Source organism: Parapedobacter indicus, assembly GCF_900113765.1.
Taxonomy (GTDB): Bacteria; Bacteroidota; Bacteroidia; order Sphingobacteriales; family Sphingobacteriaceae; genus Parapedobacter; species Parapedobacter indicus.
Genome location: NZ_FOQO01000006.1, coordinates 258,969 through 273,339 on the forward strand (window position 1 = coordinate 258,969; position 14,371 = coordinate 273,339).

Below are 14,371 nucleotides of genomic sequence, written 5' to 3' on the forward strand. Positions count from 1 at the left end.
CAACCTTACGCTGCCATGTCGCCCAATATACGGATGGCCTGCCCAATGTCAGACACCTGCTCGAAAGCAATGCGCAGTGAACCCTTCACTTCCTTGAGGTTGCAAATCGTTGGATTCTGCTGCACGAACTGGAGCACTTTACCGAAGCGGTCGCTTTCGAAATAACCGGGGTTCGTAGCAAAGTACCCACGCAATATATTTTTCTTAAACGAGATTTTCTCGAAACCGATTTCTTTACCAAACCATTGCAGCCGTAACGTATTGAGTAGTTCCTCCACGGGGTGCGGTACTGGTCCGAAGCGGTCACGCAAAGACTGCTTGAATGCTTCAAGCTGCTGTTCACTTTCCAATTTGGCGATCTCGTTGTAAAGGTTGTAACGTTCCGCCACGTTCGTGACGTACTCATCCGGAATAAGCACTTCCAGATCGGTATCAATCTGCGTGAAAGGAACGAAATCACGCGGCTTTACATCTTTGAAAAGATCTGAAAACTCGTCGTCTTTCAACTCCTGGATAGCCTCATCCAATATCTTGTGATACATCTCAAAACCGATCTCCGCAATAAAACCACTCTGTTCAGCCCCCAGCAGGTTACCACTTCCACGGATGTCCAAGTCGCGCATGGCGACATTAAATCCGCTACCCAATTCCGAAAACTCCTCAATGGCGCTCAGTCGTTTGTAAGCCTCCGAAGTAAGCGTCGAAAGCGGCGGACTAAGCAAATAGCAAAAAGCCTTTTTGTTGGTACGTCCCACACGTCCACGCATCTGATGCAAATCGCTAAGGCCGAACATATGGGCATGGTTGATGATGATGGTATTGGCATTGGGGATGTCCAACCCCGCTTCAATGATGGTAGTGGCTACCAGCACATCGTGCTCATGATTGATGAATTTGAGCATGACGTCTTCGAGCGCATCGCCTTCCAACTGCCCATGTGCCACACCTACCCGGGCATGTGGCACCAGCTTCTTGATGAGCAAACCCAGTTGAGGCAGGTCGGCCACCCGGTTGTGGATAAAAAATACCTGACCACCACGGTCTATTTCGTAGCTTACTGCCTCTTGGATCAATGTTTCATTGAAGACATGCAGTTCCGTCTGTACAGGCTGGCGATTCGGCGGCGGCGTATTGATGATACTCAGGTCACGTGCACCCATCAGCGAGAAATGCAGTGTCCGCGGTATGGGTGTAGCCGTCAGTGTAAGCGCATCCACGTTGGCCCGGAGCTGCTTAAGTTTCTCCTTCACGCCCACGCCGAATTTCTGCTCCTCATCCACGACCATCAATCCGAGGTCCTTGAATTTGACATCTTTGCTCACCAAGCGGTGCGTGCCGATGATGATATCCAGTTTCCCCTCCGCCAACCGCGCCAGGGTATCTTTGATTTGTTTGGTGGTTTTGAACCGGTTGATGTAGTCGATCGTGCACGGAAAGCCCTTAAGCCGCTCAGAAAACGTGCGGTAATGCTGCATGGCCAGAATGGTTGTCGGCACCAATACAGCCACCTGCTTGCTGTCTGCCACCGCTTTGAATGCCGCCCGGATGGCAACCTCGGTCTTGCCGAAGCCCACGTCACCGCACACCAGCCGGTCCATCGGATGCGGCGATTCCATGTCGCGCTTTACATCCAGTGTAGCCTTCTCCTGATCGGGCGTATCTTCGTAAATAAAGGAAGCTTCCAGTTCGGTTTGCAGGTAGGTATCGGGCGGATAGGCATTCCCGGTTTGCGCTTTACGCTGGGCATAAAGTTTGATCAGATCCCGCGCAATGTCCTTAACTTTTTTTTTAGTGGTTTTCTTCAGCTTGTCCCACGTATCGGTGCCCAGTTTATTCATCCGCGGAACCGAGCCTTCTTTGCCGGTGTATTTGGAGATGCGGTTAAGCGAGTTGATATTTACATACAACAGGTCATTGTCTGCATACACCAACCGGATCATTTCCTGCATTTTGCCATTAACCTCCACCTTCTCCAGTCCGGCATATTTACCAATGCCATGGTCGATGTGGGTAATGTAGTCGCCGGGCTTTAGGTCCCGCAGTTCTTTAAGCGTAATGGCCTGCGAACGTTCGTAACCCTTTTTGCGTTTGTATTTATAATACCGGTCAAAAACCTGGTGATCCGTATAACAGGCAATACCCAATTCGACATCCACAAACCCTTCACGCAGGGCCGTATGAATGGGCGTGAACGTCACGGATTTATCCAGATCGTCCAAAATGGTGATGAGCCGTTCAATCTGCTTGGGCGAGTCGCTGAAGATACAGTTTTGGATACGCGCTTTCTCGTTTTCTTTAAAGTTATGGATCAACAAGCTGAAGTCCTTATTGAACGAAGGTTGTGGGCGCTGGTCGAATGAAATAGTCTCAGTAGCCTGGTAGAAATACTGCTTGCCGAACTCTACTACAGCAAAATCGTGCAGCATGGCGGCAAGGTTCTTTTCATCCACAAAATTAAACCGCGGATCGATCCATTCAGGATTCTGACGTTTATCGGCATCGGGAAGCGCTTTCCAAAGCTCGCCAGCCTTCTTATAGCCCTTGGCCACCACATCCAGTGTAAACTGCACATCCTCAAACCAGATAGCCGAATCTGCCGAGATGTATTCCAACAGCGAGATATTGCCTTCCGTCAGAAACTTAGCCTGCACATTGGGTACAATCGTTACCGTATGTATCTTACTTACCGATAGCTGGCTTTCAATATCAAACGTGCGGATACTTTCGATGTCGTTGCCAAAAAATTCAATGCGGTAAGGCAGGTCGTTTGAAAACGAAAAAATATCCACAATACCGCCGCGGATCGCATATTGGCCGGGTTCGTAAACGAAATCCACGCGCTCAAACTCATATTCTTGTAAGAACTCGTTGATGAAATCGATGTCAAGGTTACTGCTTTGGGTGATTTCCAGTGTATTTTTCTGCAAATCGTTCCGATTGATCACTTTTTCTGCCAATGCCTCGGGATAAGTGACCACCATTTTGGGCAGCTCGGAGGTATGATTTAGCGTACTGAGTGTCTCGGCACGTTGCAAAACATGTGCACTATCCGTTTGCGTGAAATCGAATGCTTTGCGGTAGGATGCCGGAAAAAATAGTACCTGCCTGTCCAACAAGCCTTCCAGGTCGCTCAGAAAATAGGAAGCATCTTCATGGGTAGGTAATACAAATACCATTGGCCGCTCCTGCAATTGATAGCATGCTACAGCCACCATCGCATCCGCCGACCCGATTAATCCACGAAGCTGGATTTTTGGATTTTTGCTTTGCAATGCCTTCGCGAAAGCGGTTACTTTTCCGCCTTCACGGTATTTCAATAAAATATCGTCTATGCCCACAGTCTAAAAACGGGGACAAAGGTACGGAAAAATTGCCGATATCAGCTAAAAACGATAGCCAATTGAAAGAGAAAACGCACCGTTGCGCTGATCGTAGGAGGCACTGGCTGGGGCGATGTCCCGTATGCCAGCCAAGTAATTGAGCGAGATCACATACCCCCGTTTGCTTTGATACCCGATGCCCGTGGCAAACCCATAGTCTGTTGACTGCTGCGTACCTCCGGTACCGAAGGTAAAATCCTCGCTAGCCGATCCGTCGTAAGAACCACTTAGGTAATTTTTTCCGTACAGGCCATATCCGAAGTACCCGCCTACTTTTATAAACACATGGCTCGAATCGTTGAATGGCATCTTACCGATTACCGACAGCGGGGCCTGTAGCCAGTAGGTATGCTGGGTAACCTCCCGGGAGCCAAACTCGGATTTTTCGAGCTTGGCTCCGAGTCCGACGATGGAAATACCCGTTTCGAATCCTACATATTTAGTGGGGAAAAAGGTAATTAAGCCCGCCAATTGCCCATTGACCGTCGGCGAGGCTTCCCGGCTAACACCACTGCTGATGTCGTTCAGGAAATATCTCGGGAACGTAACGCCAGCATGTACGCTGTAATCCACTGCCCACTGAGCTTTTGACGACCAAACTGTGCAAATAAGCACCATACCTATAAGCCAATATCTTTTCATTTTTTCACATATTTGATACCTACCAAGCAATGGGAACAAATTGCCACATATCGTCAAAAGGGACCGTGCCACTGCGCCCCGTCACGATATAGGCCGCCCCGTCGTGCACGAAGGTAACCGCCTGTTGACGATATGAACCCAAAAACAACTGGTGTTCCTCCCAGTAATCTCCAGACGACACATAGCGCCAAGTGGAACCCGTAGCCGATCCGTTATAACTGGTGAGTCCTCCGCTGATAAACGCCGTGCCATCCAATACAAACGCAGCGGGACTCAATCGCGTAAGGCTATAGGTGTAATCGTCATCACGGCCTGAAAGCGGTTCTTTTTCCGTCCAACTCGTACCATCGAATGCATAGAAGGAAGATACGTTTTGGTTATTATTCGTACCGCCGCCCAAGTAAGCGAGCCCATCCAACACAAAGGCAAAAGAAAAGGACCGCTTCGCTGGTGTACTGTTTACCTTGGTCCATTGTCCGGTACTGGGTTGGTAGCTATAGAAATCGTTGTAGTCCTGCGCATCGATGTCGCGACCTGTACCTACATACCCTAGGTTATTCAAGGTAAACGCTACTGCACCGTACCGCGCCTCTCCCGGGAAATCGGCTATCGGGGCCCACGTATCTCCAACCGGATCGTATTCATAGAAGTCGTTGAACATGACTGTCGAATTGGTACCCAGGCCTACATATCCCTTGCCATTGACTACGAACGCCACGGCGTTGTTTCGTGCTTCGCCCGGAAAATCAGCCATCCGGGTCCAGGTTTGCTGCGACGGATTATAACGCCATGTATCGGTAAATCGGGTCGAGTTGGTTCCGTATCCAGTGGTTACATAGGTATAATCGCCGATGGTAAAACCGGCAGCACCACTACGTGGTAACCCCTCGAAATCAGCTACCCGTACCCATTCATCCGGATCGTCCTCGCCATCGTTTGAACAAGCACCCAGCATCAGGGAAACGACCACAAGCACGAACAGTTTACTTAATCCTAATTCTTTCATTGTCTTAAAATTTTACGTATAATAAGTATAATTTAATTGCGGGTTTATTCCCTTGGTTAGCAACGGCTAATCGGTTCACAGTTGCCATTAAATCGGCTGTCGGAATGGTAAGCAAAAGGCTCTCCGATTCGCTGGATGTGCTGTTCCGCATTTCACTGATGTATTCGGTAAGGTCAAACACATATTTCCCATTACCGGCGCCCCCGGCCTGATCGGTCGCTTGGTAGTAAGCCGTTTGGGTCGTTTCAGCATAGCCGCCCGTCAGCAGTGAAGTAGGCGTGCCATATTGGTTAGCCACCATCATTACCAAGCTTGCAGGCGGCGGATATAACGCATGGACCGGCTGATCGGTTTCGATAATCAACTGTGCTTTACTTACGGCAATATTGGCACTGTTGATGAATTGGCGGGCGGTCGGAAACCGCAAACGGGTTACAATTCCCGAAGATCCCTGAATAAATGTTCGATGAAGCGTGGCAGATTCAGGCAATTGGTTGTTTTCGGCGGAAAGACCTTCCAACAAACTACCTTGCCGATCTGGCTTAACGTGGTTATATTGGTAATCCGTTGAACCCATCGTAAGCCGTAATGTATCTGATACGCGCATGCCGTCAGATTGCCGCTCATAGGAATAATGAAGGTTCAACGATAGGGAATCCCGAAGGCCCACGATGCATTTGTTGTCACCTACTGGCATCAACGTCAACCCTTTGAAAAAATCGACGAAATCCTCCGCATTGGTTAAACGGGTATCGTTATTCACTGCCATATCGAATAATGTCCGCCCCACGGCATCGTCCAGTTTAAACGCTATGGTGTCTGATGTGGAAAGAGGCCTTGGTAAAAAGTTCGCCGTGCCCAATGCGGTAGGTTCAAATGCGACTAACTGATCGCTCCACAGGGTTTCTCCCGACACGAAAACCGGATACTCGTCATCCTCCAGTGCGATCGGCAATTCGGATCGTTCCAGGTCTTCGGATAGCCGGTGGAGCGTCAGTTGCAGTTGAGCGGTGGTATCGCCGTAGTAATAGCCATCGTAAAACAGCCGCAAGGACAAGGAATCATAAACAGCGTCCGCAGGCAAACCGGATAAATTCAGCTCACTGTTGGAAATTCGGAAATAAGATGACAGACGAAGTTCTCCCAACGCCTCGTCCCGGAGACTGCCCACCAAGATCCTACCCGTAGCAGCCGTCGGCAGCGGATCGAGCAAGAAGGTACGGACATCAACTGTCAGCGTGTCGACAATTTCAATCCCCAGATCGTCGATCCCTTCATTATCTAACCGGATACCCTCCCCCTGCTTGCAGGCGACGGCAAATATTACTGCGTAAAACCCTACAAAAACAGGGAAGACATTAAACTTATCACCTTTACGAATGTCCATAGACTGTGAATTAAAACCGTCACAAAACTGTGGATATCGAGTGTTAATGAATGTTACAATTTGTTAAATATGGTTAATGCTTACGTTCATCTATTTTCTTGTGTCATACATTTGGCCTGATTATGAAAGATAGCCTTAGGCTCATAGTGATACTCATCGTGGCGGCCGGTATAGGGATCGTTGTTGTACTCGGGTCATGGCTTTATGGAAGCTATAACCAACGGATGGAGCTGTTTTTGGCTACCGCCGAACGCGCCCTGTTTGACGCGATCCAGGAAACCATCCAACAACGGGAAGATACGCTCCAACAGCCTAAGTTTCTTATCCGGCGGGCAATCCGCCCTGCTTACACTAAAAAGCTAATCACCACCCTTACCAGCACGTACCCAGGTACCAACCCTGATTCCCTGTATCTGTTGTTAGATAGCCTGCAACAGCATGAACGCGACAGCTTTTTGCGGCACCGTGCAGACGTGATCGGCGTGCGAGCCGGTTCTTCCTTTCCAAGCGATGGTCCCCATCGGCTATTGCCCAATTTTTTATTCGGGCAAACGCCCCTGGATAGTGCGGCATTGCTAACTATCCGGCAAACGTTTATGCAGGAACTGAGAAGAAACCATATATGCACGGATTTCACGCTGAATGTAATAGAAGCACCGCCCCATCGGCATCAATCCGTATCGGGCAGTCATACAGCTGTGACCCTACTGACACCCGAGGCCCGATTATTGGACAGCATGGCGGGACCGGGATTTTCCATTCGTCCCATACTCATTGACCCCGAAAACGGCAAATTTATCTCTGCCTCTTTCAACCGCCCTTGGCAGTACCTCTTGTACAGCCTTAGCTGGCAACTGATCATTTCCGTCGCTTTGGTAGCTACCATCGTCGGCTGTTTCATCTACCTCTTCCACACCATCTTTAAACAAAATAAGCTGGCAATGCTCCGGAAGGCATTTGTAAATAACATGACGCATGAGTTCAGAACGCCGATTGCTACGGTTTCCGCTGCGGTGCAGGCATTGCAAAGCTATGCGGACACCAAAGACGAAAAGCGCCGGGATCTCTACTTGTCCATTTCACGTGAAGAGCTCGATCACCTCTCTTCCATGATCGATGGCGTGCTTCAGGTGGCAGAAGGCGAGCACCACACCATCAAACTGCAATACCGTCACTACGATCTCATCGGTCTTGTCAAAAAATGTATCGCAACCGCAAAAATCAATGCCCGATCTAAGCAGGTGGATTTCCATTTTATTCCCCCTCCCAGTGTGGAAACGCATTACAGCGACCCGGAACACATGAAAAACGTGATTACCAACCTGCTGGACAATGCAATAAAATACGGTGCCACCCGGATATCCGTCGCGATACAGCCATCAAAAGCGGGTAAATTTGTGAAATTACAAATACACGACAACGGAATAGGTATACCGCGTGCCTATCAGCACCAAGTTTTCGAACCCTTTTTTCGGATACCACGCAGCAATGTACACACCGCCAAGGGATTCGGCTTGGGGCTGTCCTATGTCAAACAGGTCATCCTGCAACATGGGGGATTCATTTCGCTCGACAGCACGCCTGGCGAAGGCAGCGTATTCACACTATCCATTCCCAAGAACACCAAGACATGATCGACGTACTGTTTGTAGAAGATGAGGTGAAATTGGCCACGATTGTAACGGAAAGCCTGCAAACCCTGCATTTCCGCGTAAGGCATTGTACCAACGGAGGACGGGCATGGCACTCATTTCTGCTCTCAAAACCCGACATTGTCGTATTGGACGTCATGATGCCCGAAATAGATGGCTATACCTTGGCATCCAAAATCCGCGAGCACGACAGCACCATACCCATGATTTTCCTCACAGCGCGTACTGGCATGGAAGATGTGCTTAAAGGATTTCGATCAGGCGGCAACGACTACCTGAAAAAACCGTTTAACATCGACGAACTTATTGCCCGTATGGAATCGCTGCTCAGACTTAGCAACCGGTATAATCCCGGCGAGCAACTGACTATTGGCAACTACCTGTTGGATAATATCAAACACACCTTGCACATCGGTGACCGGTGCATCCAATTATCTTACCGTGAAAGCGAGCTGCTCAAACGGCTATATGAACATCGAAACAATGTCATCCACCGCCAGGAAATCCTTTTCGAATTCTGGAGCAATGACCGCTTTTTCTCAGGCCGCAGCCTGGATGTGTTCATCAGCCGGCTGCGGAAATACCTCAGGGACGATCCCAATATCAAAATTATCAATGTGCGTGGCGTGGGGTATAAGATGTTGGTTTCTTAACTTCAAATTCCGTTTGGAGCCTTAGTTATGTTCAAATGGAAGATGAATAAAAATAGCGATTTGGACACGGGTCCCTCCTACACTCCCATCCGCATTCAACAGGTTCTCGATATGCCATTGAATACGGTCCTGATAACTCGTGTTAAACAGGTCTATCCGCTTATTCGTAATTTTGTGCCCCATACTTTTATGCCCGGGCTGCACAGTTCCACAATCTGCCAACCCCACTCCATTATCTTCAATCAATAATTGTATATGGGCCGCCCCCGATTTTGCGGTAATCCGGAGGCACTTCTCCTTACGGCTGGAGGGAGACAAGCCATGGCAAATCGCATTCTCCACAAACGGTTGCAGTAGCAGCGCCGGAATCACGTCTCGCTCTTCCCATTGATCCATTTCATTCTTGATTTGATAACTGAAGCAATCATCAAAGCGGTTTTTTTCCAATTTCAGGTACTGGGCCAAGAGCTTTAATTCGTCGGAGACGCGATGCACAGGCCGGTGCGAAATCTCCAACACCCGACGGGTAAAGCCACTGAAATTAACCAAATAATTGAGGGCTCTTTCGTTTTCCTTCCTTTCGACCAAAAAACGAATCGAACCAAGGCAATTGAACATAAAATGGGGATTAATCTGCATACGGGTGGCAATGATCTCTGCTTCCATCAGATTTTTCTCATATAATGCTTTCATGCGGGCATCCTTCTGCTGTTTAATTAATTCAGCGGCCTTGCTTTTCAGCCGCCTCATGCGTATCTTAAAAAACACAAAACCGAGGATTACGGCAAAAAGTCCACACATCACGAATATGATCAGATTCCTGCGATGTAGCTTGGCATTGGCCAATTGCTTGTCTTTGGTGAGCAATTCGATCTGCGCCTCCTTGCTTTCAAAATCGTATTGATGCTTAAGGGCTGAGATCGCAATCTCTTGTTGATGCAGCGCTAAACTATCCTTATATTGCTGAGCGATCCGAAAATAAGCAAACGCCTGCTTGGTGTTCCCCTGCTCCTCATATGCGCCGGAAATCGCCGTTGCAGTATGTTGTATCATGGCATAGTGCTGCAGGTCATCCCCTACTTCATATGCCCGAAAATAGGCCACAAGTGCTTCGTTCAGTTGGCCGCGCTGCCGAAAAACATCGCCAATACTGCTCAGCACGGTTGCCTGCCCAAGTGGATTATTCAATTGCTCGTATAGCTGCAACGACCGTTCAAAATAGGCCTTCGCCGTTTGGAGATCCTTGTTTTCCATCAGGTAGCTATTGCCGATAGCCTCCAAGGTAATGGCAATGCCATTCTTGTCTTCCATTTGGTCATTCAGCCGCTTTAGTTTGAAAAGGTAGTCACGCGCTACCTTATGATCGCCAATCTCATCGTAATAACTCCCGATAGATAAGTAATTCATCGCCTGCCCCAACATGTTATTGGAGGCTTTCGCAATTTCGAGCGCCCGTCGTAAGTGGGCCAGCGCTTCCTGTTCACGTCTGGGAATGTTCATGAGCGCTATGCCCAGTCCGTTATTGGCAATCTCTTGATTTTTATGATCCTGCTCCTTCTCGGCAATGGATAATGCCTTGAGGTAGTATGCCACCGAAACATCAAAATTCCCATTGTGACGGGCAGCCACCCCCGTATTATTGGCAAAGATCATTTTACTCAGCGGCGGGATGTCGAGTTTCTCCGTCAGGTCAAATGCTTTCTGATGCAACGGAATGGCCTGGGCATAATACTGGTGGTAGCGGTAGAGCAGCCCCAGGTTGTCCAACGTCTTCGCATAAAGGTACGTATCCCCCAGGTCGACCGCATGCTGAACGGCCTCGGCGGCGAGCTCCATGCAGCGGTCGCCATGTTGCCCTTGGCGGTGGTATAACCGCGATACCGTTAGCTCGTTCTCGACGTAAGCAGAGTCTACAGGGCTATTCTTCAGCAGCAGTTCCAGACTATCCAATTGCTGGGCCACCGCATTGAAGGAAAAAACAATGGAGAAACCGATGATAACCGCAATCATTATCCCCGGCAGCCAATTCAATTTCATAACTGGTCGTGTTACACCACGAAGATACAGTTTTCTTTTTGTGTTGTAATACACAGGAATCCAGATTTCTGTGATTTATTTCTACCTTTACCCCTGATGATACTCCGGGCACTGATTATATATGACCAATGTGTTTTCTGCTGATTCCCTACGGCCGTCATTGCTACGACAGGCTTATTACATCACGGGGTCTTTTATCGAGGCCGAAGACATCGTGCAGGAAGCTTACCTGAAATGGATAACCGTAGATACAAAGTCGATAATAAACCCGCGGGCATATCTGACGCGTTTGGTGGTGAACCTTGCAATTAACTGGAAAAAGAGACAGAAGCTACACCGGCCTGCCTATTACGGACAATGGTTGCCGGAGCCCATCGCTACTGAACGCGCGGATTTATACATCGACTCCCAGGATACCATCACTTATTCATTACTGGTCGTCCTAGAGCGTCTGAATGTCAAGGAACGAGCCGTTTTCATCTTGAGAGAAGCCTTCGATTACGATCACAATGAAATAGCCGACGCATTGGAGATTACACCCACTTATTCCAGAAAGTTGCTTAGCCGCGCCAAACAGCGGATCGATGCAGAACCATCCGCACCAGTCCCGTACGATGAACAGGTCGCTTTTTTAAATCGCTTCCGGCAGATTATTCGGAATGGGGATACGGCGCAACTTGAAACATTACTCCGTGAAGACATCGTAGCGATATCCGATGGTGGTGGCAAAGCATCTGCAGGCAAACATCCAGTTACCGGGCGCCATCAGGTAGCGCGTATGCTCATAGGAATGTACCGAAAATTCTATCAAGATGTAGCTGTTACACAAACCATTATCGGAGGCCAAATGGCATTATTATACTGGAACGATGGGGCCATACGGAGTTGCCAGGTATTCACGCTGAATGGCGGAAGACTCCATAAGGTTTATTTTGTAAGAAATCCCGATAAGCTATCTACCTTGCAAAAAAACCTGGAGTTGTTGTCACACAATTGACGACTTATTTGTCTGGTATGGAAAATTGTCTCAAGAACGATGAACGAACGAATTGCTTATCAAGATTACCCAGCCGGATTGCTGGCCGGCATGCGAAAAACACAGGATTTTATTGAAAGCTCAGGATTGGACCACGGACTACTCGAGCTCCTATACATGCGTGTGTCGCAAATCAACAGCTGTGCCTATTGCATGGATATGCATTATAAAAAAGGGCTTCACTACGGCGAAACGCCCCTGCGGCTCATTTCCGTTTCGGCGTGGCGGGAAACACCCTATTATTCAGAAGCTGAGCAGGCCGTTTTGGAATTTGCAGAGACCATGACGCACATGCACGCCGAGGCACACACCGATGGGCTGCATGACGGGCTGCGGAAACATTTCACGCAGCAGGAAATTGCTATTCTTTCGTTGGCGGTGGCGCAGATTAACTCCTGGAATCGGCTGATGCGTTCCTTTGGTGCCGTGCCTGGAAACTTTAAGGTGTAAAATTAGAGTTTATGGACTTTCCGGTACTGTGAAGGCGACATGCCCATTAATTTGGTAAACAGCCGTGAAAAATAAAAAGAATCGTCAATACCGAGAAGCACACCGATCTCTTTGACCGTTTTATCCGTGAAATAAAGATGCTGACATGACTTCTGGATTTTCAGTTGATTGAAATAATGGATGGGAGAATGCCCGGTACGTTGTTTAAAGACACGACTGTAATGCGAAACAGACAGTTGTTGTTGTTGAGCAAGCTCATCAATACTGAATTGGGCATCCAGGTGATCCTGCATAAAGGCAACGGAGCTCGCAACTTTATCTTCACTTTCCAACGCTGTATTCCGATCCTTGTGGTAGATCAGTGAAGTCAAGAAATGAAGGAGATTGAGATTCATCAACTCAAGATCACGGGTTTCGTAGCTTTGTTCTAACAAATAGTAGGCCTGTTCAAAAAGCCGGATTCGGTTTTCCTCATACGGAATAAACCGTACATCCGGCTTTCCGTCAACTGTAAATCGCTGATATAGCTGTTCGTCATAATCTCCGCAGAAGTGTACCCAGTAGATACTCCAGGGAGTTCCAGCGGATGCATAATAATGATGGGGAGCATGCTTGGGGATAATAAAATAACTATTCGGTGTCAATGTATACCGCTGTTTTTCCACCTGGATGTGGCCCTCGCCCTCCACGCAGTAAATCAGGATGTACTGACCGCATCCGCCCTTACGTTCCATATCGTGGAAGGTAGCATGCGGATAATAACCGATGGCTGTGAGGTAAAGATTTTTTACGAGTCGATTCGTCAATACCCGACGTTTAATATTCGGCGGTAATACGATCCTTCTTTCTCCTACAAACCCCTCCTTTACTTTTTTATCCCGCATTGTCCTTGTTATAATATTGTCCATATTGCCATCTATGTGATCGCTCTTTCTCTTCTTTCTGTAAAAATGAGAATATTCTATTCGAATTGCAAAAAATAACCAATGGTAATATTATCCATGTTTTTCACAGGATCATCCATTTTTTTAACGCACGAAGCCCATTACTTTTGCTTTGTTCAATCCGTTATAGGTCGGAACCAATAGTAAACGATAGTCCAAAAAGATAAACTCAACTCAATGGCCAGTGTCATTTCAAAAGAAGATTGGGGTATTCATGAAGATCAGGCTGTTTTTCTGTATCGCATGGAAAATAGCACCGGTGCATACGTCGAGTTGACCAATTTCGGGGCAGCAATCGTTGCCGTAACAGTCCCCGACCGGCACGGCCATTTTGATAACGTAGTATTAGGGTTCCCTCGATTGCAGGGGTATATTGATGATGATTGCTATGTGGGTGCTACCATTGGCCGGTATGCCAACCGCATTGCTTTCGCGGGTTTTGATCTGGATGGTCACCACTATGACCTGGAACCCAACGACGGCCCACATACCAATCATGGTGGAATCGCGGGATTTCATAAACGTGTTTTCGACGTGACTGTACACGATGACGCCCTTTCATTTCACCTGACAAGTACGGACGGTGATGGCGGTTTCCCTGGGAATCTCCGGTTGACGGTTGTTTATCAGTGGAGTGAAGCCAATGAATTGCATATCCATTACGAAGCAACCAGCGACAAAAAGACGGTCCTTAATGTGACCAATCACGCCTATTTCAACCTCTCCGGGAACAAAGAGGACGTCCAGGATCATCCGTTGCAAGTCCATGCTTCCCACGTATTGGAAACCACCGAAGACTATATTCCCACAGGGGTATGGATTCCTTGTTCTGACCCATCTTTTTCCCGGATAAAGGGACTTAATCATTGCTATGTACTCGATGAAACCGCGCAAAACAAGCTAAAAAGAGCAGCCAAATTATGCCATGAGGGTTCGGGAAGAACATTGGAGGTATATACCACTTATCCCGGATTGGTTGTCTATAGCGGCGATTTCTTGTCGAGCGATATACCCGGACACGCTGGGCTTCCCTATCGTCCATTCGATGGCATATGCCTTGAATGCCAGTACTTCCCCGATAGCCCGAATCATCCGGATTTTCCTTCTACGGTACTGGATATCAAAGCCGTCTATAATGAACAGATCCTATACAAATTTACTGTTTCACCCGAATAACCGGACTG

11 protein-coding genes are annotated in these 14,371 nt (G+C 48.1%); 5 read left to right on the top strand and 6 right to left on the bottom strand.

Annotated elements, in window-relative coordinates:
* Nucleotides 1-5: 5 nt before the first annotated feature.
* The 4 genes from mfd to BMZ56_RS13905 are packed head-to-tail and all read right to left on the bottom strand — an operon-like array spanning nucleotide 6 to nucleotide 6,415.
* Nucleotides 6-3,338, bottom strand: coding sequence for a transcription-repair coupling factor (gene mfd / locus BMZ56_RS13890; protein ID WP_090627698.1), 3,333 nt, complete (start codon nucleotides 3,336-3,338; stop codon nucleotides 6-8).
* A gap of 45 nt (nucleotides 3,339-3,383) precedes the next feature.
* On the bottom strand, nucleotides 3,384-4,022 hold the full coding sequence (locus tag BMZ56_RS13895) for an outer membrane beta-barrel protein (protein ID WP_090627700.1): 639 nt from the start codon (nucleotides 4,020-4,022) through the stop codon (nucleotides 3,384-3,386).
* 19 nt (nucleotides 4,023-4,041) lie between these two features.
* Nucleotides 4,042-5,028, bottom strand: a complete 987-nt coding sequence (locus BMZ56_RS13900) for a Kelch repeat-containing protein (RefSeq protein ID WP_090627702.1) — start codon at nucleotides 5,026-5,028, stop codon at nucleotides 4,042-4,044.
* Between the two features lie 4 nt (nucleotides 5,029-5,032).
* Complete coding sequence (locus BMZ56_RS13905; RefSeq protein WP_090627703.1) at nucleotides 5,033-6,415, bottom strand: DUF4270 family protein; 1,383 nt, start codon at nucleotides 6,413-6,415, stop codon at nucleotides 5,033-5,035.
* 122 nt (nucleotides 6,416-6,537) lie between these two features.
* On the opposite strand from BMZ56_RS13905, the gene BMZ56_RS13910 reads away from it, so the two are divergent.
* Together BMZ56_RS13910 and BMZ56_RS13915 are read left to right on the top strand one after the other, a co-directional pair.
* Nucleotides 6,538-8,049 (top strand): sensor histidine kinase, encoded by a 1,512-nt coding sequence (locus BMZ56_RS13910; RefSeq protein ID WP_090627704.1) that lies wholly within the window; start codon nucleotides 6,538-6,540, stop codon nucleotides 8,047-8,049.
* On the top strand, nucleotides 8,046-8,720 hold the full coding sequence (locus tag BMZ56_RS13915; protein ID WP_090627705.1) for a response regulator transcription factor: 675 nt from the start codon (nucleotides 8,046-8,048) through the stop codon (nucleotides 8,718-8,720). The genes BMZ56_RS13910 and BMZ56_RS13915 overlap by 4 nt, the downstream gene beginning before the upstream one ends.
* A 21-nt stretch (nucleotides 8,721-8,741) precedes the next feature.
* Here BMZ56_RS13915 and BMZ56_RS13920 read toward each other — a convergent pair whose 3' ends face one another.
* Nucleotides 8,742-10,757 (bottom strand): tetratricopeptide repeat protein, encoded by a 2,016-nt coding sequence (locus BMZ56_RS13920; RefSeq protein WP_090627707.1) that lies wholly within the window; start codon nucleotides 10,755-10,757, stop codon nucleotides 8,742-8,744.
* A 121-nt stretch (nucleotides 10,758-10,878) separates the two neighbouring features.
* Between BMZ56_RS13920 and BMZ56_RS13925 the strand changes: the two genes are divergently transcribed.
* Together BMZ56_RS13925 and BMZ56_RS13930 are read left to right on the top strand one after the other, a co-directional pair.
* The gene (locus BMZ56_RS13925) at nucleotides 10,879-11,754 is read left to right on the top strand and encodes a sigma-70 family RNA polymerase sigma factor (RefSeq protein WP_090627709.1); all 876 of its coding nucleotides are present in this window, start codon (nucleotides 10,879-10,881) and stop codon (nucleotides 11,752-11,754) included.
* A gap of 39 nt (nucleotides 11,755-11,793) precedes the next feature.
* The gene (locus tag BMZ56_RS13930) at nucleotides 11,794-12,243 is read left to right on the top strand and encodes a carboxymuconolactone decarboxylase family protein (protein WP_090627711.1); all 450 of its coding nucleotides are present in this window, start codon (nucleotides 11,794-11,796) and stop codon (nucleotides 12,241-12,243) included.
* 2 nt (nucleotides 12,244-12,245) lie between these two features.
* Here the strand turns inward: BMZ56_RS13930 and BMZ56_RS13935 are convergent, their stop codons facing one another.
* Complete coding sequence (locus BMZ56_RS13935) at nucleotides 12,246-13,127, bottom strand: AraC family transcriptional regulator (RefSeq protein WP_245893222.1); 882 nt, start codon at nucleotides 13,125-13,127, stop codon at nucleotides 12,246-12,248.
* 237 nt (nucleotides 13,128-13,364) lie between these two features.
* On the opposite strand from BMZ56_RS13935, the gene BMZ56_RS13940 reads away from it, so the two are divergent.
* Entirely contained in the window at nucleotides 13,365-14,363 is a 999-nt protein-coding gene (locus tag BMZ56_RS13940; protein WP_090627715.1) for an aldose epimerase family protein, read from the top strand.
* Nucleotides 14,364-14,371: the final 8 nt, after the last annotated feature.

Coding starts and splice junctions, on each gene's coding strand:
- BMZ56_RS13895 (WP_090627700.1), bottom strand. CDS start 4,022: ATGAAAAGATATTGGCTTATAGGTATGGTGCTTATTTGCACAGTTTGG.
- BMZ56_RS13900 (WP_090627702.1), bottom strand. CDS start 5,028: ATGAAAGAATTAGGATTAAGTAAACTGTTCGTGCTTGTGGTCGTTTCC.
- BMZ56_RS13905 (WP_090627703.1), bottom strand. CDS start 6,415: ATGGACATTCGTAAAGGTGATAAGTTTAATGTCTTCCCTGTTTTTGTA.
- BMZ56_RS13910 (WP_090627704.1), top strand. CDS start 6,538: ATGAAAGATAGCCTTAGGCTCATAGTGATACTCATCGTGGCGGCCGGT.
- BMZ56_RS13915 (WP_090627705.1), top strand. CDS start 8,046: ATGATCGACGTACTGTTTGTAGAAGATGAGGTGAAATTGGCCACGATT.
- BMZ56_RS13920 (WP_090627707.1), bottom strand. CDS start 10,757: ATGAAATTGAATTGGCTGCCGGGGATAATGATTGCGGTTATCATCGGT.
- BMZ56_RS13925 (WP_090627709.1), top strand. CDS start 10,879: ATGACCAATGTGTTTTCTGCTGATTCCCTACGGCCGTCATTGCTACGA.
- BMZ56_RS13930 (WP_090627711.1), top strand. CDS start 11,794: ATGAACGAACGAATTGCTTATCAAGATTACCCAGCCGGATTGCTGGCC.
- BMZ56_RS13935 (WP_245893222.1), bottom strand. CDS start 13,127: ATGCGGGATAAAAAAGTAAAGGAGGGGTTTGTAGGAGAAAGAAGGATC.
- BMZ56_RS13940 (WP_090627715.1), top strand. CDS start 13,365: ATGGCCAGTGTCATTTCAAAAGAAGATTGGGGTATTCATGAAGATCAG.